General features: G+C 71.8%; 13 protein-coding genes. 6 read left to right on the plus strand and 7 right to left on the minus strand.

Translation table 11 applies throughout. The features are described from left to right. Positions 1-3 precede the first annotated feature (3 nt). From allB to ACIP4X_RS22245, 3 genes are all read right to left on the minus strand, one after another. On the minus strand, positions 4-1,350 hold the full coding sequence (gene allB / locus ACIP4X_RS22235; protein ID WP_358729955.1) for an allantoinase AllB: 1,347 nt from the start codon (positions 1,348-1,350) through the stop codon (positions 4-6). A 186-nt stretch (positions 1,351-1,536) separates the two neighbouring features. Beyond that, positions 1,537-2,262, minus strand: a complete 726-nt coding sequence (locus ACIP4X_RS22240) for an aspartate/glutamate racemase family protein (protein ID WP_358729954.1) — start codon at positions 2,260-2,262, stop codon at positions 1,537-1,539. 58 nt (positions 2,263-2,320) lie between these two features. Then, positions 2,321-3,805, minus strand: a complete 1,485-nt coding sequence (locus tag ACIP4X_RS22245) for an NCS1 family nucleobase:cation symporter-1 (protein ID WP_358729953.1) — start codon at positions 3,803-3,805, stop codon at positions 2,321-2,323. A 236-nt stretch (positions 3,806-4,041) separates the two neighbouring features. Here ACIP4X_RS22245 and ACIP4X_RS22250 point away from each other — a divergent pair, with 236 nt between their 5' ends. After that, a complete protein-coding gene (locus ACIP4X_RS22250; protein WP_358729952.1) occupies positions 4,042-4,842 on the plus strand; it encodes an IclR family transcriptional regulator in 801 nt (266 codons plus the stop codon). Between the two features lie 64 nt (positions 4,843-4,906). Here the strand turns inward: ACIP4X_RS22250 and ACIP4X_RS22255 are convergent, their stop codons facing one another. Together ACIP4X_RS22255 and ACIP4X_RS22260 are read right to left on the minus strand one after the other, a co-directional pair. Further along, entirely contained in the window at positions 4,907-5,584 is a 678-nt protein-coding gene (locus ACIP4X_RS22255) for an ABC transporter ATP-binding protein (RefSeq protein WP_358729951.1), read from the minus strand. After that, on the minus strand, positions 5,581-6,618 hold the full coding sequence (locus tag ACIP4X_RS22260) for an FtsX-like permease family protein (protein WP_391455244.1): 1,038 nt from the start codon (positions 6,616-6,618) through the stop codon (positions 5,581-5,583). The genes ACIP4X_RS22255 and ACIP4X_RS22260 overlap by 4 nt, the downstream gene beginning before the upstream one ends. A gap of 135 nt (positions 6,619-6,753) precedes the next feature. On the opposite strand from ACIP4X_RS22260, the gene ACIP4X_RS22265 reads away from it, so the two are divergent. Both ACIP4X_RS22265 and ACIP4X_RS22270 read left to right on the plus strand, forming a co-directional pair. Next, positions 6,754-7,938: a sensor histidine kinase gene (locus ACIP4X_RS22265; RefSeq protein ID WP_358729949.1), complete on the plus strand. Its 1,185-nt coding sequence runs from the start codon at positions 6,754-6,756 to the stop codon at positions 7,936-7,938. Next, entirely contained in the window at positions 7,935-8,573 is a 639-nt protein-coding gene (locus tag ACIP4X_RS22270) for a response regulator transcription factor (RefSeq protein ID WP_358729948.1), read from the plus strand. Before ACIP4X_RS22265 ends, ACIP4X_RS22270 begins: the two co-directional genes overlap by 4 nt. Positions 8,574-8,663: 90 nt before the next feature. On the opposite strand, the gene ACIP4X_RS22275 is transcribed toward ACIP4X_RS22270, so the two are convergent. Then, positions 8,664-8,978, minus strand: coding sequence for a DUF5955 family protein (locus tag ACIP4X_RS22275; protein ID WP_358729947.1), 315 nt, complete (start codon positions 8,976-8,978; stop codon positions 8,664-8,666). Positions 8,979-9,170: 192 nt separating this feature from the next. On the opposite strand from ACIP4X_RS22275, the gene ACIP4X_RS22280 reads away from it, so the two are divergent. After that, positions 9,171-9,770, plus strand: a complete 600-nt coding sequence (locus tag ACIP4X_RS22280) for a nucleotidyltransferase family protein (RefSeq protein ID WP_358729946.1) — start codon at positions 9,171-9,173, stop codon at positions 9,768-9,770. Between the two features lie 220 nt (positions 9,771-9,990). Next, entirely contained in the window at positions 9,991-11,616 is a 1,626-nt protein-coding gene (aceB, locus tag ACIP4X_RS22285) for a malate synthase A (RefSeq protein WP_391455247.1), read from the plus strand. A 67-nt stretch (positions 11,617-11,683) separates the two neighbouring features. On the opposite strand, the gene ACIP4X_RS22290 is transcribed toward aceB, so the two are convergent. Then, on the minus strand, positions 11,684-12,598 hold the full coding sequence (locus ACIP4X_RS22290) for a HipA family kinase (RefSeq protein ID WP_391455249.1): 915 nt from the start codon (positions 12,596-12,598) through the stop codon (positions 11,684-11,686). Between the two features lie 208 nt (positions 12,599-12,806). On the opposite strand from ACIP4X_RS22290, the gene ACIP4X_RS22295 reads away from it, so the two are divergent. Continuing rightward, the gene (locus tag ACIP4X_RS22295; protein ID WP_391455250.1) at positions 12,807-14,327 is read left to right on the plus strand and encodes a catalase; all 1,521 of its coding nucleotides are present in this window, start codon (positions 12,807-12,809) and stop codon (positions 14,325-14,327) included. Positions 14,328-14,414 lie beyond the last annotated feature (87 nt).

The raw sequence follows: 14,414 nt of genomic DNA on the forward strand, positions 1-14,414 counted from the left end.
TGATCAGTTCGTCCTTTCCAGAAGTCGGCCGGTGGGTTCGGTGAAGCGGTCGTCGAGCGCGGGGTCGTAGACGCGCTCGCCGCGCAGCCAGGTGGATTTCACGACGCCGCGCAGGGTCTTGCCCGCGTACGCGGTGATGCGGTTGCGGTGCTGGAGCGCGGCCGGGTCGACGGTGAAGGTCTCGTCGGTGGCCAGGACCGCGAAGTCGGCGTCCCGGCCGGGCGCGATGGCGCCCTTGCGGTCGAGACCGGCGAGGTTCGCGGTGCGCTCGGACATCCAGCGGACCACGTCGTCGATGCCGTGGCCGCGCCGGGCCGCCTCCGTCCAGATGGCCGACAGGCTGAGCTGGAGCGAGGATATGCCGCCCCAGGCGGTGGCGAAGTCGGATGTTTTGAGGTCCACGGTGGACGGCGAGTGGTCGGTGACGACGCAGTCGATGGTGCCGTCGGCGAGCGCGGCCCAGAGCAGGTCCTGGTTGGCGGCCTCGCGGATCGGCGGGCAGCACTTGAACTCGCTGGCCCCGTCGGGCACTTCCTCGGCGGTGAGGGTGAGGTAGTGCGGGCAGGTCTCGACGCTGAGGCGGACGCCGTCGCGCTTGGCGGCGGCGATCAGCGGCAGCGCTCCGGAGGAGGACAGGTGCAGGATGTGGACCCGCGCGCCGAGCCGGCGGGCCAGCGCGATGAGGCCCTCGATGGCGCTGTCCTCGGAGACCTGGGGCCGGGTCTGCAGGAAGTCGGCGTACTTCGGGCCGCTCAGCTGGGGGGCGAGCCCGAGTTCGTGCGGGTCCTCCGCGTGCACGATGAGCAGTCCGCCGAAGCCCGCGATCTCCGCCATGGAGGCGGTCAGCTGGTCGTGGTTCAGCTCGGGGAACTCGTCGACGCCCGACGGCGAGAGGAAGCACTTGAAGCCGAAGACGCCCGCGTCGTGCAGGGGGCGCAGGTCCTTGACGTTGTCCGGGAGGGCGCCGCCCCAGAAGCCGACGTCGATGTGGGCCTTGCTTCGGGCCACCTCCTGCTTCACGCGGAGGTTGTCGACGGTGGTCGTCGGCGGCAGCGAGTTGAGGGGCATGTCGACGAGGGTGGTGATGCCTCCGGCGGCCGCCGCCCGGGTGGCGGTCCAGAAGCCCTCCCAGTCGCTGCGTCCCGGGTCGTTCACATGGACGTGGGTGTCGACGAGACCCGGCAGCAGGGCGTCGTCGCCGACGTCCTCCAGCCGCGCGCCCGCCGGCACCTCGGCGTCATGCGGCAGTACGGCGACGATCCGGCCGTCGGCGACGGTGACGGACGCGGGGCGCACGCCCTCGGGGGTCACGACGCGCGTGGAGCGCAGTACGAGTTGTACGTCGGGCAACGGACGCCCCTCCTTCGGTGCGGTTCCTCTGTTCACTGTCGCTCACCCACGAAACCAGCAGTATTCCGGAGAGCGGAAACGAGTTTCCTGTAGACGGAGTCTTCATGGCCGTGGCTCATGAGTCAAGACCTCCCTGGCGGACTGGACCTTGTCGCGGCAGCCCGCACGCACGACGCACGACCTGCGTCAACGCGCGCTCGGCGGCCAGTTGACCATCCGCTTGGGCCGCGGCGGGGCGTACGTGCGCACCTTGGAGGTGGACAGGCCGAGCCGGACGAGGGACTCGGCGATCGTCACGGCGGCGGTCACACCGTCGACGACGGGGACCCCGGTGCGCTCGGCGACGCGCTCGGTGAGCCCGGACATGCCCCCGCAGCCGAGGCAGATCACCTCCGCCCGGTCCTCCTCCACCGCGCGGGCGGCCTGGTCGGCGATCGCCGCGACGGCGGCCTTCTCGTCCCGCTCCAGATCGAGCACGGCGAGTCCGCTGGCGCGCACGGAGGCGCAGCGGGCGCTGAGCCCGGCGACGTGGAGGCGCTCCTCGATCAGCGGGACCGTGCGGTCCAGGCTGGTGACGACGGAGTAGGTGCGGCCGAGGAACTGGGCGGTGCTCGCGGCGGCCTCGGTGATGTCGACGACGGGTACGTCGAGGAGTTCCTGGAGGCCCTCGCGTCCGTGCTCGCCGTAGCCGGCCTGGATCACGGCGTCGAAGGGCTCCGGGTAGGCGCGCACGGCCTCCATCACGGCGATGGCGGCGAGGTAGCTCTCGTAGTTGCCCTCGACGGACTCCGCTCCGAAGGACGGGGTCAGCGGGACGATCTCGGTGCCGGGCGACGCCGCGGTGGCCGCCTGTTCACCGATCGAGTCGGTGATGGACCGTGTGGTGTTGACGTTGACGACGAGGATGCGCATGGTCGGCTTTCTGGTGATGCTGCTGGACGGCTGGTGCGGTGCGCGGCGCGGGCGCGGCTCATTCGGCGGCGACCGCGATGGCCTCGCCGTCCACGTCCCGGATCAGGACGTCACGGTCGGCGATGGCGGAGTAGAGGACGGCCCCGAGGATGGCGCCGACGAACCAGGAGAAGCCGGCCACGGCGTGGAAGGCGGGCACCAGCGCGAGGACGACGGCGATGGCCGCGGAGGGCACGAAGGCCCAGACGGCCCGCGGGTTGTAGCCGCGGCGGTAGTGGTACTCGCCCTGCGCGTCCTCGGTGTAGAGGTCGGGGACGTTGACCCGGGCCCTGCGCAGCAGCCAGTAGTCGGCCATGATCACGCCGAACAGCGGTCCGAGCAGGGCGCCGAGGCCGCCGAGGAAGTACTCCACCGCGATCGGGTTGTTGTAGAGGTTCCACGGTGTGATCACGAGGCCGACGCACGCGCTCACCAGGCCGGCGCGGCGGAAGTTCAGCCGGTGCGGGAAGAGGTTGACCAGCGCGTAGATCGGTGCCACGAAGTTGGCCAGCAGGTTCACCGCGACGGTCAGGGCGATGAGGGCGAGCGAGGCCGCGGCCAGCAGGATCATGTTCGGGATGGTGCGGACGATGTCCGTGGGGCTGGTGATGATCTGTCCGTCGAGCTTGAACTGCGCGCCGCACAGGACCGCCACGATGACGGCGAAGAAGAGCATGTTCACCGGGATGCCGATCACGTTGCCGCGGACGATCGAGGCGCGGCTCCTGGCCGAACGGGTGAAGTCGCAGAAGTTCAGCACGAAGGTGCCGTAGATGACCACCCACAGCGCGGCGGCCTGCAGGACGTGCATCCACATCGTGCCGCCCGAGAGCGGGTGGCCGTCGGACAGGGAGATCGATCCGCCCGCCCGGAAGAACATCCACGCGGCCAGGGCGCTCATGGTGATCAGGGTGGTGGGCGCGGCGAAGGCCATGTAGCGCCGGATCATCTGCATGCCGTAGCTCACGATGAGGACCTGGAGCAGCCACAGGGCCATGAAGGTGATCCAGCCGAGCAGGGTCTGCCCGAGCACGGAGTGCTTCTCCAGGCCGCCCAGGCCGGGGAACATGGCCACGAGCAGCGCGCTCAGCACGGAGGCGGCGAGATAGGTCTGGATGCCGAACCAGGCGATGGCGACGCCGCCGCGGACGCCGGCGGGTATCTTCGCGCCCTTGATGCCGAACGCGATGCGGCTCATGACGGGGAACGGGACGCCCGTCTTGTGTCCCATGAACCCGGACAGGGTGAGCAGGAGGAAGAGCAGGAGAGAGGCGAGTGCGAAGGCGGCCAGGATGCCCCACACGTTCAGGCCGAGCGCGAACAGTCCGATCGCGAAGGCGTAGTTGCCGAGGCTGTGCACATCGTTGGCCCAGAGCGTGAAGACGTTGTAGGCGCCCCAGCGGCGCCCTTCTCTCTTCGTGGGGGCGAGGTCGTACGTGTACAGGCCAGAACTCGCGGTGTTGCCGGTGTCCACGGACGATCGGTCATCCACAGCAGGAGGCATACGGGCTCCCGGGGAGGGGAAGGTGGGGGAACGTTCGGTGTTTTCCACAGAACGGAAGTAAACTTCCGGTGGCCAGAACGTAGTTTTCACCGAGAGCACCGTCAAGGGTCAGCCCGTAATTCAGACGAGGATATGGACAAACCCTTGCTGATCGGCAGGAACGGTCCATGACAGGCCTGGGTGGGCATCCGACCAGGCCGGTAACATGCGGCCACACCCGCAGAAAGGAATGCGACGTGCCGCCGTCAGACGAGCGCAAGTCCTCCGCCTCCGCCGGCCCCGCCACCGGTGGGGTCCAGTCCCTCGAGCGCGCCTTCGACCTGCTCGAGCGGATGGCGGACGCCGGGGGCGAGGTGGGTCTGAGCGAGCTCTCCGCCGCGAGCGGTCTGCCGCTGCCCACCATCCACCGGCTGATGCGGACCCTGGTCGCCTGCGGCTACGTACGGCAGCAGCCGAACCGCCGGTACTCGCTCGGGCCCCGCCTCATCCGCCTCGGCGAGTCCGCCGCGCGGCTGCTCGGCACCTGGGCCCGGCCGTACCTGGCCCGGCTGGTGGACGAGACGGGCGAGACGGCGAACATGGCGCTGCTGGACGGGGACGAGATCGTCTACGTGGCGCAGGTGCCGTCCAAGCACTCCATGCGGATGTTCACCGAGGTGGGCCGCCGGGTGCTGCCGCACTCCACGGGTGTCGGCAAGGCGCTGCTCGCGCACACGTCCGACAACGAGGTGCGCGCGCTGCTGGCCCGCACCGGGATGCCGGCCGCCACCGACAAGACCATAACGACCCCGGAAGGCTTCCTGGCGGCCCTGGCGGAGGTCCGCCGGCTCGGCTACGCGGTCGACGACAACGAGCAGGAGATCGGCGTCCGCTGCCTCGCGGTCACCGTCCCCGACAGCCCCACGGCCGCGGCGATCTCCATCTCCGGCCCGGCGGGCCGTGTCACGGACACCGCGACGGAACGCATCGTCCCGGTCCTCCAGCAGGTGGCACGGGACCTCTCCAAGGCCCTGGCCAGCTCGGGCCCGGCGGCCTGACCCCCGGCCGAGCGGCGCGGGGACGGGCTCGGCCCGGTCGACCCCCGCCCCGGCCGACCGCGGCTCACACTCCCCGGCCGACCGGCTCCAGGAGGCCGTCCCTCATCTCCCGTACCGCGTCCGCCGCGCTCAGGTGGGCGCGGTCGTGGGTGACGAGGACGGTCGCCGTGCCGCGGGCACGGGCGAGGCCGGTCAGCAGGTCGATGACGGCGGCGCCGCGTTCGTGGTCGAGGGCGCTGGTGGGCTCGTCGACCAGGAGGACGGAAGGGTCGTTCATCAGCGCTCGGGCGATGTTGACGCGCTGGCGCTGACCGCCGGAGAGCTGGTGCGGGCGCCGGTGCGCGTGGTCGGCGAGGCCCACCGCGGCCAGGAGCTCGCGGACCCGGCCCGCGGCCGGCCGGCGGCCGTCGAGGCGGGCCATCACCTCCAGCTGCTCCGCCGCCGTCAGGGACGGCAGCAGGTTCGGCTGCTGGAAGACGATCCCGATGCTGCGGCGGCGCAGCACCGCCCGCTCCCCGGCGCTCAGCTCCCCCGTCGGCGTACCGTCCACGCACACGCGTCCGCTGTCCGGCGTGATCAGCGTGGCCGCGACCGCGAGCAGGCTGGACTTGCCCGAGCCGGACGGCCCGGCCACCGCCGTGACCGTGCCCGCGGGCACCTCGAGGCGTACCCGGTCCAGGGCGGTGAGCCTGCCGTCGCCGTCGGGGTAGGTCAGGGTGATGTCGTCGAGGAACAGGCTCATCGCACGCCTCCCAGCGCGGTCAGCGGGTCGACGGCGGTGATCCGCCGGACGGACAGGCCGGCGCCCAGCACGCCCAGGGCGGCCATCACCGCGGCGGGCAGCAGGACGGTCGGTGGGTCGAGTACGAAGGGAACCGCGCTGCCCCGCACCAGGGCAGCACCGGTCAGGGCCGCGAGCCCGGTGCCGAGCAGCGTCCCGCCGGTGAGCAGCACCGCGGCCTGTCCCAGCGCGTCGCGCAGCAGGTGGCGGGTGGAGGCGCCGAGCGCTTTGAGCACGGCGATGTCGGGGGACCGCTGGATCGTCCACACCGTGAAGAACGCCCCGACGACCAGCGCGGAGATGGCGAACAGGAAGCCGCGCATCAGTTGCAGCGAGCCGTTCTCGGCCTGGTAGGAGCCGATCGCGGTCAGCGCGTCGTCCTTGGCGAGGGTCCTCGTGCCGGCGGTCCGGTCCACGGCCGGGACGTCGGCGCCCCGTGTGCGCAGCGCGATCACGGTCGCCCGGCCGCCGTCCCACGCCGTCCACACCACGGGTGTGTGACTGTAGGAGGCGCCGCCCGCGACGGCCGCCACGGTCCAGGTGGCGGAGCCGAGCCGGACCCGGTCGCCGGGGGCGACGCCGAGTGCGGAAGCCGCCTTGGCGGAGAGCACGGCCCGCCCTGGCGCCACGCCCTTCGGTGCGATGCCGGCCGACGGGCGTACGGCGAACTCGGACACCGCCGCCGTGCGGCTCCCGGCGGCCGCGTCGAGCGTGCGGATCGCGACCGGCTCCGCGTACGGAGCGCGCTCCGCCCATCGCCGGACGGCCTCGGGCGGCAGCGAGGAACCGGTGAACGACACCGGCCGGCCGCCGGGCGGCGCGGCGAAGGCGAGGTGGTCGGCGGGCAGGGCCCGCACCGCGGAGACGTTCTCCTCGGCGAGCCCGGCGGTGAGTCCGGACAGCAGCCCCACGAGCAGGGTGATCAGTGTGACGACGGCTCCCATCAGGGCGAACCGCCCCTTGGCGAACCGCAGGTCTCTCCATGCGACGAACATGCCGTCCACCCTGCGCGGCGCCGCCCCCGCCAGGCATCGCGCCGGGGCACGGCTGTCGCGGATCGTAGGAAGCAGCCGACTTTCGAACTTTCGGTTGACCGGCGCACCGCCCGGCCCGCCTACCCTGGACCCGTCATGGACATCCGCCCCCGCTCCCCCGTCGTCGCCACGCTGCGCCTGTGCCTGTACGCGCTGTTCGCCGGCCTGCTCGTGCTCGCCGCGGCCCGCGCGCACGACGCGGCCACCGTGGCGGCCGCGCTGGGAACCGGCGCGGTGTTCGCCTGGGGCGCGCTGAGCCCGGCCACCCACCGCTCGCAGCGCGTGGCCGCGGTGTGGCTGGCGGCGCTCTGCGCGGCCTGGCTGGTGCTGCTCGCGTTCTCCCCCGAAGCGGTGTGGGCGGCCTTCCCGCTGTACTTCCTCCAGCTCCATCTGCTGCCCGTGCGCTGGGGCCTGCCCGCGGTCACCGTGACCGCGGGCGCGGCCATCGCCGGTTTCGTCGGGCACGGAGAACGGCTGAGCGTGGGCGCCTTCATCGGCCCGCTGCTCGGCGCCGGGGTGGCCGTCGCCACGGTCCTCGGCTACGAGGCGCTGTACCGGGAGAGCGAGCGGCGCCGTGAGCTGATCGAGGAACTGGTGGCCACCCGCGCCGAGCTGGCCGACGCCGAGCGCACCGCCGGCACGCTCGCCGAACGGGAGCGGCTGGCCCGGGAGATCCACGACACGCTGGCCCAGGGCCTGTCCAGCATCCAGCTTCTGCTGCGCGCCGCCCAGCGCGCGCTGCCCGACGGCTCACCGGCCGCCGCGCACATCGAGCAGGCCCGCGCGACCGCACAGGACAACCTCGCCGAGGCCCGCCGCTTCGTGCACGCGCTGACCCCTCCGGACCTGGAACGCGGCTCGCTGGCCAAAGCGCTGGAACGGCTGTGCTCGGGCCCGGCCGCCCCGCCCGAGGTCCGCTTCACGGTGAGCGGCGCCCCGGCCGGGCTGCCCACCCCCTACGAGGTGGCACTGCTCAGGATCGCCCAGTCGGCGCTCGGCAACACCCTGCGGCATGCCCGCGCCCGGCGCGCGGAGATCACCCTGAGCTTCATGGACACGGCGGTGGCGCTGGACGTCGTCGACGACGGTGCCGGTTTCGACCCCGGTGCCGAGCACTCCGCCGCACGGCCCGGCCGGACGGCGGACGGCGGTTTCGGGCTGCCCGCGATGCGCTCGCGGGCGGAGGCGCTGGGCGGGACGTTCACCGTGGAGTCGTCGCCCGGCCAGGGCACCGCGGTGGCGGTCACGCTGCCGTACCCGGACTCAGGAGGCGGCGCGTGACGATCCGGCTGCTGCTGGCGGACGACCATCCCGTGGTCCGCGCGGGCCTGAAGGCGGTGCTGGCCGCCGAGCCCGACTTCGAGATCGCCGGGGAGGCGCCGACGGCGGAACGCGCCGTGGAGCTGGCCGCGGCGGGGGGTGTGGACGTGGTGCTGATGGATCTGCAGTTCGGTCCGGGCGGAGCGCACGGCGCGGAGGCGACGGCGGCGATCACCGCACGACCCGGCGCACCGCGCGTCCTGGTGCTCACCACGTACGACACCGACGCGGACATCCTCGCCGCGGTGGAGGCCGGCGCGGCCGGCTACCTCCTGAAGGACGCGCCGCCGCGGGAACTGGCCGCCGCGGTGCGCACCGCCGCCTCCGGCCGCTCGGCCCTCGCGCCCCTGGTCGCCCACCGGCTGATGGACCGCATGCGCACGCCAGCGGCCGCGCTCAGCCGCCGCGAGCTGGAGGTGCTGGAACTGGTCCGCGACGGCCTGTCGAACCTCCGGATCAGCAAGCACCTGTTCCTGAGCCAGGCCACGGTGAAATCCCATCTGGTGCACATCTACGCCAAGCTGGGCGTGGAGTCGCGCACCGCGGCGGTGGCGGCGGCGACCGAGCGGGGCCTCATCCGGCGCCTGAGGCCGTGAGGGACACGGACACCAAGAGCCTGCCTGCGCGGAACCCGGTCTGCGGGCACGGGCGCCGGCGTGGCCCGGCGCCCGGTCGCCGTCGGCTCGTCAGCCTCGCGGCTGCTCGCCGAACAGGTCCACCGCCGTACGCACCTGGGACAGTCCGGACGCCAGGGCGCTGACCGAGCCGATGGAGCCGGCGATCAGGAGCAGGGAGCGGCGCAGGCGCGGGAGTTCGGGGGTGCCGTGGGTGGTCATCGCGGCGAGTGCGGCCAGTTCGTCCTCGGCGACGACTCGGTCGGTGAACTCCGCCGGATACGATGCGAGTTCGCGGCGCAGCCGGGCCACCGCGGTCCGCAGTTCCGTCACTCTGGGATCCTCTTTGCCGCCGGTCGCCGGCCGCCGGTCCAAGCTCCGCAACACAGCCCCTCCCCCTCGCACGCCGTCGTGCGCCGTCCCCTCCGTGGTCCCGTCGGACATCCCTGTGGAGCGGGTCGGGCGCCGGGGGACGCAGATCAGTAAACGCCACCCGGGCCCGGGCGCGCCACCGCGGGGACCGAAATTCAGCCCCCGCACACCGGCTCGACAACGGCCGGTGCGCGGTATGCAGGAGCCATGACACGCACAGAGGACGAGATCGCGGGACTGGTGCTGGCGGCCGGCGGCGGGCGCCGGCTCGGCGGGCAGCCCAAGGCCCTGCTCGCGCACCGGGGCCGGCCGCTGGTGGAGCACGCGGTCGGGACCCTGCGGGCGGCCGGATGCGAGCGCGTCCACGTGGTCCTGGGTGCGCGGTCGGCCGAGGTGCGGCGGCGCGCGGAGCTGCCCGGCTGTGCGCTCGTGGACAACCCGTACTGGGAGCAGGGCATGGGCTCCTCGCTGCGGGCCGGACTGGACTCCCTCGCCGGCACGGGGGCGCGGGCCGCCCTGGTCCTGCTCGTGGACCAGCCCGGCGTGAGCGCGGAGGCGGTGGCCCGGGTGCGGGCCGCGTACCGGGACGAGGGCGCGCTGGTCTCGGCCACGTACGACGGCGTGCGCGGTCATCCGGTGCTCCTCGGGGCGGCCCACTGGGACGGTGTCGCGGCGAGTGCGACCGGCGACCGGGGGGCACGCGCCTATCTGAGGGCGCACGAGGGAGCGATCACCCTCGTCGAGTGCGGGGACGTGGCACGGGCGTACGACATCGACACCGAGGCCGACCTGGGCCACCTTGAGTGAGCGGGACGGCACCGAGCGCCACCTTCCCTCGACCCGAAGATTCTCGACATCAACACACCTTGAACTTCCACCATGAGGAAACTACTATCCACATTTCAGAAGCACCCGTCGCCCCCCGGGTGCGGTATGCCGCTTTCGTGGCCATGGGCACCCGGTGCCACGGCAAGGTGGCACTGAACGTGGTTCGCCGAAGAAGCTCCCCCGAAGGAAGTGACAGCTCATGTCCGCACCAGCGCCGTCCCCGCTGGCCATCGTCGACGCCGAGCCCCTGCCCCGGCAGGATGAGGTCCTCTCCGACGCGGCGCTCGCCTTCGTGGCCGAGTTGCACCGGCGGTTCACCCCGCGCCGCGACGAACTCCTCGCCCGCCGTGCGGAGCGCCGCGCCGAGATCGCCCGCACCTCCACGCTCGACTTCCTCCCGGAGACGGCCGCGATCCGCGCGGACGACTCGTGGAAGGTCGCCCCCGCCCCCGCGGCCCTGAACGACCGCCGGGTCGAGATCACCGGTCCCACCGACCGCAAGATGACCATCAACGCGCTCAACTCGGGCGCGAAGGTCTGGCTCGCCGACTTCGAGGACGCCTCCGCCCCCACCTGGGAGAACGTCGTCCTCGGCCAGCTCAACCTGATCGACGCCTACACCCGGAACATCGACTTCACGGACCCCGGCTCCGGCAAGTCCTACGCGCTGCGCCCGAACGACGAACTCGCCACGGTCGTCATGCGCCCGCGCGGCTGGCACCTGGACGAGCGTCACCTCGTCGACGCGGACGGCACCCAGGTGCCCGGCGGCCTCGTCGACTTCGGCCTGTACTTCTTCCACAACGCCAAGCGTCTGCTCGACCTCGGCAAGGGCCCCTACTTCTACCTGCCGAAGACGGAGTCGCACCTGGAGGCGCGGCTGTGGAACGACGTGTTCGTCTTCGCCCAGGACTACGTCGGCATCCCGCAGGGCACCGTCCGCGCCACCGTCCTGATCGAGACGATCACCGCCGCGTACGAGATGGAGGAGATCCTCTACGAGCTGCGCGACCACGCCGCCGGGCTGAACGCGGGCCGCTGGGACTACCTGTTCTCCATCGTCAAGAACTTCCGTGACGGCGGGCCCAGGTTCGTCCTGCCGGACCGCAACGCGGTCACGATGACGGCTCCGTTCATGCGCGCCTACACCGAACTCCTCGTGCGCACCTGCCACAAGCGCGGCGCACACGCGATCGGCGGCATGGCGGCCTTCATCCCCTCCCGCCGGGACGCCGAGGTCAACAAGGTGGCCTTCGAGAAGGTCCGCGCCGACAAGGACCGCGAGGCGGGCGACGGCTTCGACGGCTCCTGGGTGGCCCACCCCGACCTGGTGCCGATCTGCGCGGAGTCCTTCGACAAGGTCCTCGGCGACAGGCCGAACCAGAAGGACCGGCTGCGCGGGGACGTGCACGTCGAGGCGGCCGACCTGATCGCGATCGACTCCCTCGACGCCAGGCCGACGTACGCGGGCCTCGTCAACGCCGTCCAGGTCGGCATCCGCTACATCGAGGCCTGGCTGCGCGGACTGGGCGCGGTCGCCATCTTCAACCTGATGGAGGACGCGGCCACCGCGGAGATCTCCCGCTCGCAGATCTGGCAGTGGATCAACGCCGGTGTCGAGTTCGAGAACGGCGAGAAGGTCACGCCGGAACTGGCCCGCAAGGTCGCCGACGAGGAACTGCAGAACATCCGCGAGGAGATCGGCGACAATGCCTTCGCCGCCGGTCACTGGCAGCAGGCCCACGACCTGCTGCTCCAGGTCTCCCTCGACGAGGACTACGCCGACTTCCTGACCCTGCCGGCGTACCAGCAGCTCAAGGGCTGACCCCCCGCACCGCGTCGAACGGCCCCGGAACTCTCGTCTCCGGGGCCGTCGCGCGTCGTGCCCCGGCTCATCCCAGGTGCGCGGACCAGTCCTGTGCGGCCGCCGGTCTGCCGTGCAGGTCGGGGACGGTCTTGAGCCAGTCCGGGCGGCCCGCCCGGGTACGCGCCGCGCGCCGGGACTCCTCCGCCGCCAGCTCCTCGCGGCTGGGGAAGTCGGTGGGCAGCCAGGCCGGGGACGCCTCGACGCGGGCGGCCAGGTGGTCGACGTAGGCGTGCCGGACGTCGTCCGCGGTGGCGAAGCCGGGCTCGTCGGCGAGCCAGGCGTCCGGCACCTCGGCGAGGACGGACCGCAGCAGCTCGCGGGTCACCCTGGGGGCCAGCTCGGCGTCGGCGGCGCGCACGTCCGGCGCGTACCGGCCGAGGGCGTGATGGCGGAAGTCGTAGGCCTTCTGCGGCTCCGCGGCGTCCCAGCGGTGGTGGAAGACCAGGGCCGCGCCGTGGTCGATGAGCCACAGGCGCGGCGGCGCGGTGCCGAAGGTCGGCCACACCATCAGGTTGGAGCTGTGGACGGTGCGGTCCACGTTGACGGTCAGCGCGTCCAGCCAGACGATCCGGCCCGCCTCCACGGGGTCCACCGGGAAGTGCTCGGCGACCTCGGGGGTGAAGTCCGCGGCGCCCGGCAGGTAGTCCATGCCGAGGTTCACGCCCGGGCTCGCGTCGAGCAGGTCGCGCACCTCCTGGTGCGGTTCGTGCGCGGCGATCACCGGGTCGAAGTGCACGAGGACCAGCTCGGGGAAACGCAGTCCGAGGGCGCGCGCCAGCTCACCCACGATGACCTCGGCGACCAGCGCCTTGCGGCCCTGCGCGGAGCCGGTGAACTTGACCACGTACGTCCCCAGGTCGTCGGCCTCGACGACGCCGGGCACCGAGCCGCCGGACCGCAGGGGCTCGATGTAGTGGGTTGCGGTGACCTCTCTCATCATCTTCCAATGCCCCAGGGGTCGCTTGCCTGACATTCCACGGCCGGCTCCGATGCGGTGCGACCCGGGAAAACTCCATGGTAACGAAGCGTGACAGCCGGGATCGAAAGATCCTCGCACCGCATTCGGCGGTGGCGTGTTTAGCACGGGTCCTCACGGTCACGCGAAGGTGGAAGTGCATGGAGCACCGGCACAACGAAAGGGCAGACTCATGACGGAGTTCCATCCCGCCACCACGACGGACTCCGGCGCGCCGGTGGAGAGTGACGAGCACTCGCTCACCCTGGGCCCGGGCGGGCCGGTCCTGCTGCAGGACGCCTACCTGATCGAGCAGATGGCCCAGTTCAACCGGGAGCGGATTCCCGAGCGCCAGCCTCACGCCAAGGGGAGCGGCGCCTTCGGCCACTTCGAGGTGACCGAGGACGTCAGCGCCTACACCATGGCGACCGTGTTCCAGCCGGGCACCCGCACCGACCTGGTCATCCGTTTCTCGACGGTCGCCGGCGAGCGGGGCAGCCCCGACACCTGGCGTGACCCGCGCGGCTTCGCCGTGAAGTTCTACACCACCGACGGCAACTACGACATGGTCGGCAACAACACGCCGGTGTTCTTCGTGAAGGACCCGATGAAGTTCCAGCACTTCATCCGCTCCCAGAAGCGCCGCGCGGACAACAACCTGCGCGACCACGACATGCAGTGGGACTTCTGGACGCTCTCGCCGGAGTCCGCGCACCAGGTGACCTGGCTGATGGGAGACCGCGGCATCCCCCGCAGCTGGCGCCACATGAACGGCTACACCTCCCACACCTACATGTGGATCAACGCCAGGGGTGAGCGGTTCTGGGTGAAATACCACTTCAAGACCGACCAGGGGATCGAGTTCTTCACCCAGCACGAGGGCGACCAGATGGCCGCCGTCGACACGGACTACCACACGCGCGATCTCTTCGAGCACATCCGTGACGGCGACTTCCCCAGCTGGACCCTGTACGTGCAGGTCATGCCGTACGCGGAGGCCGCGCACTACCGCTTCAACCCGTTCGACCTCACCAAGGTGTGGCCGCACGGCGACTACCCGCTCATTCCGGTCGGCCGGATGACGCTGGACCGCAATCCGACCGACAACCACGCGGAGATCGAGCAGGCGGCGTTCCAGCCCAACAACTTCATCCCCGGGATCGGGCCGAGTCCGGACCGCATGCTGCTGGCCCGGCTGTTCTCCTACGCGGACGCCCACCGGCACCGCATCGGCGCCAACTACCAGCAGCTTCCCGTGAACGCCCCCATCGTCGACGTCCACACCTACTCGAAGGACGGGGCGATGGCGTACCGGAAGCGGACCGATCCGGTGTACGCGCCGAACTCCAAGGGCGGTCCTGCCGCCGACCCCGACCGCTTCGGACCGCCGCCCAGCTGGACGGCCGACGGCGAGATCGTCCGTACCGCGTACGTCTCCCACCCCGAGGACGACGACTGGGGGCAGCCCGGCACGCTGGTCCGCCAGGTCCTGGACGACGCCGCGCGGGACCGTCTGGTCGACAACGTCGTCGGACACCTCCTCAACGGGGTCAGCGAACCGGTCCTGGAGCGGGCCTTCACGTACTGGTCGAACATCGACGAGACGATCGGCAAGCGCATTGCCGACGGCGTGCGCTCCAAGGCCGACGAGAAGGATCCGAAGGCCGCCGAGCAGGGCAGCCCCGCACGGCGCAGCATGCAGCACAAGGCATGACGTCCCCGGGGGCCGCCGCGGGTCGCACGATCGGGAGCCTGCCCCGGAGGGCAGGCTCCCGTCGGCCTGCGCGCGTCCGCGCGTGCG

This window comes from Streptomyces sp. NPDC088817 (assembly GCF_044750345.1).
Classification (GTDB): domain Bacteria; phylum Actinomycetota; class Actinomycetes; order Streptomycetales; family Streptomycetaceae; genus Streptomyces.

Excerpts from the sequence above, each read along its gene's own strand:
- ACIP4X_RS22245 (WP_358729953.1), bottom strand. The coding sequence starts at position 3,805 with ATGCCTCCTGCTGTGGATGACCGATCGTCCGTGGACACCGGCAACACC.
- ACIP4X_RS22260 (WP_391455244.1), bottom strand. The coding sequence starts at position 6,618 with ATGTTCGTCGCATGGAGAGACCTGCGGTTCGCCAAGGGGCGGTTCGCC.
- ACIP4X_RS22265 (WP_358729949.1), top strand. The coding sequence starts at position 6,754 with ATGGACATCCGCCCCCGCTCCCCCGTCGTCGCCACGCTGCGCCTGTGC.
- ACIP4X_RS22240 (WP_358729954.1), bottom strand. The coding sequence starts at position 2,262 with ATGCGCATCCTCGTCGTCAACGTCAACACCACACGGTCCATCACCGAC.
- ACIP4X_RS22255 (WP_358729951.1), bottom strand. The coding sequence starts at position 5,584 with ATGAGCCTGTTCCTCGACGACATCACCCTGACCTACCCCGACGGCGAC.
- ACIP4X_RS22295 (WP_391455250.1), top strand. The coding sequence starts at position 12,807 with ATGACGGAGTTCCATCCCGCCACCACGACGGACTCCGGCGCGCCGGTG.
- aceB (WP_391455247.1), top strand. The coding sequence starts at position 9,991 with ATGTCCGCACCAGCGCCGTCCCCGCTGGCCATCGTCGACGCCGAGCCC.
- ACIP4X_RS22280 (WP_358729946.1), top strand. The coding sequence starts at position 9,171 with ATGACACGCACAGAGGACGAGATCGCGGGACTGGTGCTGGCGGCCGGC.
- ACIP4X_RS22290 (WP_391455249.1), bottom strand. The coding sequence starts at position 12,598 with ATGATGAGAGAGGTCACCGCAACCCACTACATCGAGCCCCTGCGGTCC.